General features: G+C 33.9%; 4 protein-coding genes. All 4 read right to left on the minus strand.

Annotated features, from left to right (window positions below; translation table 11 throughout):
* Window positions 1–962, minus strand: a 962-nt coding sequence (locus V7056_RS16175) for a Ger(x)C family spore germination protein (protein ID WP_499703454.1), incomplete at its 3' end; no start/stop codon positions are given.
* Window positions 949–2052, minus strand: coding sequence for a GerAB/ArcD/ProY family transporter (locus tag V7056_RS16180; protein ID WP_499703455.1), 1104 nt, complete (start codon window positions 2050–2052; stop codon window positions 949–951). The genes V7056_RS16180 and V7056_RS16175, both read right to left, overlap by 14 nt.
* Window positions 2053–2078: 26 nt before the next feature.
* The gene (locus V7056_RS16185) at window positions 2079–3644 is read right to left on the minus strand and encodes a spore germination protein (protein ID WP_499703456.1); all 1566 of its coding nucleotides are present in this window, start codon (window positions 3642–3644) and stop codon (window positions 2079–2081) included.
* A gap of 6 nt (window positions 3645–3650) precedes the next feature.
* Window positions 3651–3776, minus strand: coding sequence for a hypothetical protein (locus V7056_RS16190; protein ID WP_088000052.1), 126 nt, complete (start codon window positions 3774–3776; stop codon window positions 3651–3653).
* Window positions 3777–4018: the final 242 nt, after the last annotated feature.

A 4018-nucleotide genomic window follows, 5' to 3' on the forward strand; every position in this document is an offset into this window, starting at 1 on the left:
TTTTCAACTATTCTTTGCACTTCTATTTCAGCTGCTTTTTCTATATGTTTAACATTTTTATTATTGAATGCTTCTTTAAAATGTGGATTCCAATATTCTGCAATTCTGCCTTCAGATTCAATTGATACATCGAATGAAATATCCTTGCCTTTAACATGTGGCTTAATTTTACTTTTCATTGATCCTATCTGATAATATGTTGGCTTATCTTCTTCCTTCAGATATGCTTTCACATAACCACCTTTACCTTCTCCAGTTAACCAATTAATTCCTTCTACTTCTTCTTTATTTAAAAAGCCAATCATTTTAGAAGTATTACCAATTACAGCTGCCCCATTAAATGACACTTCACCAGAAGTAGAATCTAACATTTGTAAAAGAAAGCTAGAACCTGAATTCATACTGCCCCATATTTTCATTAGCGTAGTATGCGCTAAAACTTCTGTCGTAAATGATTGTGTTGCAATTTCCGCTATTCGTAGTGCTGGAATCACATTTTGCTCTTTTGTTTCGAGCGTTTGATCTGCACGTCCTTTTGAAATAAATATATGTGTACTTCCTCGAATATCTATATCTCTGTAATATAAATCCGTTAATTGTCTTAATGGCGTTTCACGAGCAATTTCTTCACTAATGACAATTGATTTTTGATGCGGACCAAAAATGATTCCTTCTCGCTTTAATGTTGTTTTCCATCCGGCAGGTTCCAACGAATTTGCAACTGCAGACAAATTAATATAAGGCTTTTGCTGTGAGGTTGAACCACCTGCTTTATTAGCTATTGCTTCTGGTACCACATATTGAAGAGTAGATTTTAATTGTTGATCCTGATCTTTATCAATAGATGAACCAACTATAATGTTAAGGTCTTCAATCGGCTTATTACTCCAACAACCAGTTAAAAAAACCAAAATAGATAGTAATATAAAGGACAACAGTAGAGTTTGCTTACATTTTCCCATTTACTTTTTCCTTCACAAATGAAACGAATAATAAAACAATTGTTAAAGCTCCAAATGTATAAAATGAAAAATTACCTAATAGACCGCCCATTTTAAAGACACCATTTATATCTTCTGGAATCATAGCAATTAGGTATATAAAAGGAATAATAATGAATAAAAAAGGATGGAAACTTTTTTTATTAAATATCTGGGCCATGCCAATTGCTGCAGCAAAAAATGAAACGATAAAAGTGGCGAAGATTTGCATAATCCAAATAACAAGTAAAATTGAATCAAATCTTTCAAAAAATAAGCCAGTTATTTCATAGCTTCGAACAAATGTGAGTACAGGCCATGTTTGAGATACAACACCGGAAACCGAAAAAGATCCTACTACTGATATAACAGTAATCGTGTAGAATACTAATGGAATCCCAATTCCGAAAATTGCTGCTTTCGAAGCATTTTTTTTCTCTTTCATAAACATAAATATAACTAGCATGATTTCGAATCCGGCAAATGAAAGAGAGGTTGTCGTCAATCCCTTTAATACAGGTTTAATGCCCATTCCTAACACTGGCCGCAGGTTATCAATTTCAAAAATCCCAATTCCTAAAAAAATAACGAGCAAAAAACATAAAACTGTGATTGGAAATATAATCTCTAACATTCGTGCAATTGAATTGATTCCACCGATCACCAAGTATAGACCAATCCATAAAAATGGCATCATAACTGCCCACGTTGGTGTTCCTTGAAGTAAATATAACATTGTCGTTTCAGCCATCGACCTTACTTCAAAAGCAGAAAGGCAAATATAATATATGATGATTATCAAACTAATTATGATGCCAACCCATTTTCCTACAAGTTTTTGACTAAATTGATAAAATGTTTCATTTGGAAATTTTTTACAAAGCCTGACGATTAATATTGCAATCAAAATAATGAATAATCCGCTTAATATAATACCAATCCATGCATCAGGAGTACCTACTTTTTCGGTTAACGTTCTTGGTAATGTTAAAATACCAGCTCCTAAGATGAAATTGGCTAGAAACATAACTACTTGATAGGTAGATATTCGATCTACAGGATTTGAGTTCATATAAGATTAAACCTCCATTCTATTGATTATTTCTCTCTAATCTTATTTTTTGATTGTAAAGTTTTTGGTCGACGCTTCATCAAGAATAATGGGCCTCTTATAATAAAATCTTTCCAATCTGAAACGCGCAATGGAGCAGAAGGGCTTAAATATGGAACGCCAAAGCTTTTTAGTTTTACTACATGACTGCAAAGTAAAAGAGAGAATAAGACGACCCCATACAATCCGAATACACTAGCGAATATCATGGAAATGAAGCGTAGCATTCGAAGTGCAATGCCAACATTATATTGTGGCAACGTAAATGATGATATCGCTGTAACTGCTACAACGATTACCATGATCGAACTAACAATCCCTGCTTCTACGGCTGCTTCACCAATGATTAATCCGCCAACAATTCCAAGAGATTGTCCGATCGGTTTTGGCAAACGTAATCCAGCTTCTCTTAAAACCTCAATAGAAACTTCCATAATCAAAGCTTCAATCAAAGGAGGAAATGGTACGCCACCCCTAGTTACAGCGATGTGAAAAACAAGCTTAGTAGGAATTAATCCTTGATGGAACGATATAAATGCAATGTATAATGATGGGGCGAATAATGAAATAAATGAAGCGACAAATCGTAGAATTCTAATTAACGTCGCTGCAATCCATCTCTCATAATAATCTTCAGGTGATTGTAATAACATCTGAAATGTAACTGGAACGATTAAAGCAAAAGGTGAGCCATCTAATATAAGTGCAACTCTCCCTTCCATTAATGCACTCATTACTCGGTCTGGTCTCTCAGTGCTTTGCACTTGTGGGAACGGACTTAAATAGTTATCCTCGATGAGTTGTTCAATATATCCGGAATCTGGGACAGAATCAATTTTAATTCTTTTTATTCTTTTCTTTACTTCTTCAATTAATTGAGGTTCAGCAATGCCTTGAATATACACAATAACGAGCTCTTTTTTTGAGACCTCGCCTACTTCAAAGCCTAGAATTGATAAATTTTGATTTCTTCCACTACGTCGCAGTAGGGCAGTATTATCACATAAGTGCTCAACAAATCCCACTCGGGGTCCACGAACTAGAGCTTCCGAGTCTGGTTCAGCAATAGCTCTTGATTTAGTTGATGCTTCACCTAATAAGAAGCATTCGGACAAACCATCTACTAATAAACAAATAGCGCCGAATAGGACACCCGATTTTAAATCATCAATTGTTTGCACTTCCTTCAAAGTACACACAGTCAAAGATTGATTCCTAATATACTTACTTAAACACTCACTTTGCTGTTCGATGTCATCTTCTAATTGCTGCTCAGTGGCTAAAGATGTTAATCCTAACATCAATCCACCCATGATATGAGTTTGAATTAATTCAATATCACAAAGACCATCGATGAAAACAACCGCAACTTGAACAGTTGTATCACCTAATTGAAATTCACGAAATTTCACATCAGAATTATGGCCGATTTCTTTTTTGATAACTTTTAAATCGTACGTAAGATTACCCGTTAAACTTTTATCTGACGATGTAGGATTATTTGGTGTATTTTGCTCTTGCTCTTGATTAAATTTTGATCTCCACCGTTTCATTTTTTATCACTCTTTCTCCATTAAATGAACCCATTTAAAAAATTTCCATAATGAAAAAGGAACGATAAAAGTGATAAAAGCTTGGATAAAAATCATGTAATCAGGAATGAAAGAAAGCAATTTTTTAAGCATTATTTGTTCCCCCAAAATGAGTAATAAAATATAAGGGTATTATTTCCTAAAGTTGGTAAATTAACCATTTTAGTTATCGTTCATTACTTAAAATGTTTTTCATTTCTGATTATGAGAATTTCACTATTTTTGAATGATATTAGTCACGGTGAAGAATCAGGCACTTGTAGAATGATTTTTCATATCGTATAGAAATCGACTGAGGGGGTAAAAGGATGGCTTGGCAACAAAATCTACAATAT

It is taken from the genome of Bacillus sp. JJ664 (assembly GCF_036962205.1).
Lineage (GTDB): Bacteria > Bacillota > Bacilli > Bacillales > Bacillaceae_G > Gottfriedia.

What these genes read in the sequence shown, in the direction of transcription:
- V7056_RS16180 (WP_499703455.1), bottom strand. Translation starts at nt 2,052, where the DNA reads ATGAACTCAAATCCTGTAGATCGAATATCTACCTATCAAGTAGTTATG.
- V7056_RS16185 (WP_499703456.1), bottom strand. Translation starts at nt 3,644, where the DNA reads ATGAAACGGTGGAGATCAAAATTTAATCAAGAGCAAGAGCAAAATACA.
- V7056_RS16190 (WP_088000052.1), bottom strand. Translation starts at nt 3,776, where the DNA reads ATGCTTAAAAAATTGCTTTCTTTCATTCCTGATTACATGATTTTTATC.